We start from the raw sequence: 2,412 nt of genomic DNA on the forward strand, positions 1-2,412 counted from the left end.
GGCTTCAAAGTGCGTATTTTAGGGAATTTTTTGAATAAAAAAGTGGTACCAGTGGGCGGACTCGAACCGCCACATATTGCTATACCGGATTTTGAATCCGGCGTGTCTACCATTTCACCACACTGGCATATCTTGTTAAGAGGTGGAATTATATACACCATTTGCTTAAAAATACGTAAAAGTTGTTTTACTAATCCGTTTTTCTATTTTGCCGATATATAGGGTATGGAACTTTTATTGCTTTATAACGCATAAGCTTACACAAAAGGATTTGAGGTGAGAGTTACTTCAGGATCGTATTACAATAATATTTATGGTGAAAACAACAAATTAAATAAACAGTTATTTGATGTCAACAAACAAATTGCATCAGGCTTAAAAATCCAATATGCACACGAAGATCCTAATATTTTTATTGATACTCTCCGCCTAGATGATGAAATCACCACTCTCTCTCAAGTTAAAAATAGTGCTCAAAGTGCTTACAAAATGTCAACTCAAACCGATACAACAATCGGAGCAATTGTCAAAACCCTCGAATCGATGAAAGTTAAAATGGTCAACGCAGCCAATGATGCTCATTCGGATACTAGTATTCAAGCGATTGCCAAAGAGCTTAGAGGATTACAAAACCACTTGCTGACTTTAGCTAATACCTCTATTGGAGGACAATACCTTTTTTCAGGGACTGCCACATCTGTCAAACCAATCGGAACCGATGGAACATATCAAGGAAATGATAAAAATTTAGAAGCTTTCCTAGGTTCAGGAATCAAACAAAAATACAATATCAGTGGATCTCAGCTTTTTTTAGGTGATGAAAGTAAAATCAATCGTACTATCAGTGCTAACGTTCCACAAATGAGTTTAAATAATTTATATCCTGATATTATGCAAGATTCAACTCTTTCACGTGATAATTCTCAAGAAATTTACATTACCGCTGAAAGTACAATACGTGATTTGATGGGGGATACTGATGCAGATGCTACTACGTCTTTTACACCACATTTTTACATTCAAGGGACTAAAAGTAACGGTACAACATTCAAAACACATATCGATTCCTTGTCAATGAATGCTAGTGTAGATGATTTACTCACAGCAATCAAAAATGAATATGGTTCTACACAAGTTAATGTATCTTTAAATGCTCACGGACAAATTGAAATTGTAGATAAACAAGCTGGATCAAGCAAACTCGATTTTCATATGGTGGGTGCAGTTGATTTTGATAACACTAATGCAGGAGATACCGCAGATATATTAGACAGCATATATGGAGCAAATGTTGGAAATATTGATAATTTACAATTAGGAACTATCGATTTTGAAACAGCTGCCATTACTACACCTGGACTATATATTAAAGAATTTACCAAAAGTGGCTTTGACACTCCATCCAGCGTTTCCAATACCATTGAAGGGATCAATTACGACCGCACTAATTTTGCACAAAATGGAGCAAAACTCCTCTCCAGTATTTCACAGATCGACAAAACAACCAATAACTATGCTACCTCTAAAAGTAAGTTGGTGGATATAGCAGGAGTTAGCACGCTAGATGCTCAACAGCTGATTATAGAAGGTGTCGATATTAGCGGAGCTGCGTTTACCGCACAGATTGATTTTGCTACTGCAGGTTCAACTTTTTCTTTAGATGGCGGTACAACCAATTTTAGTATCTTTAACACCAACAGCACCTCACGAAGTGCAGTTGATGCCGATGAAATGACGTATCAGCAACTTTTAGATGTTGTTAATATGGCTATGAGCGGAAATCTACCCTCAGCCAACACCGATATAGCCTATGATGCCGCTATCACAGCATCTAATATCCAATCTTCAACCACTCTCGATTATGCTGGAAAAGTGGTTTTTGAAGACAAAAATAACCCCATAACCGGCGCTAGTCTCTCTATCTATGATACAAATTCTGCCGATTATTCTGTAACAATAGGTTCTGCACTTACCTTTAATGCCAATAGCGCAATCAGTAAGCGCGATCCAAAGACTGACTTTTTTACTGAAATCGAAGAGACAATCCGTTCAGTAGAACAAGGAAAAAAATATTCAGATGGAACAAATAGTAATGACCCACGAAATTTAGGTATTCAAAATGCTATTCAGAAAATGGATGATTTGAGCGATCATGTTAGTCGTCTTCAAACCGAAGTAGGATCGTATTCACAAGTATTACAAGCCTCTACGGATCGAACAGACATGTTGCTTATCAGTACCAAAACGCTCCAATCGGATGTTATTGATACGGATATTGCTGAATCGCAATTAAAATTACAACAACTAAGCCTAAATTATCAGGCTTTACTTTCTAATATTTCGAAAGTTTCTAAACTTTCTCTTGTTAATTATTTATAGCAATTTGCAATAAAAGGGCTTTATACCCCCTTT

1 protein-coding gene and 1 tRNA gene are annotated in these 2,412 nt (G+C 36.5%); one reads left to right on the forward strand and one right to left on the reverse strand.

What is annotated here, in order from left to right; genetic code table 11:
• Positions 1-43 precede the first annotated feature (43 nt).
• A tRNA-Leu gene (locus tag WA010_RS00005) sits at positions 44-127 on the reverse strand.
• 149 nt (positions 128-276) lie between these two features.
• On the opposite strand from WA010_RS00005, the gene WA010_RS00010 reads away from it, so the two are divergent.
• Positions 277-2,379, forward strand: a complete 2,103-nt coding sequence (locus tag WA010_RS00010) for a flagellar biosynthesis protein FlgL (protein ID WP_422555128.1) — start codon at positions 277-279, stop codon at positions 2,377-2,379.
• Positions 2,380-2,412 lie beyond the last annotated feature (33 nt).

Source organism: Sulfuricurvum sp., assembly GCF_049305995.1.
GTDB lineage: Bacteria > Campylobacterota > Campylobacteria > Campylobacterales > Sulfurimonadaceae > Sulfuricurvum.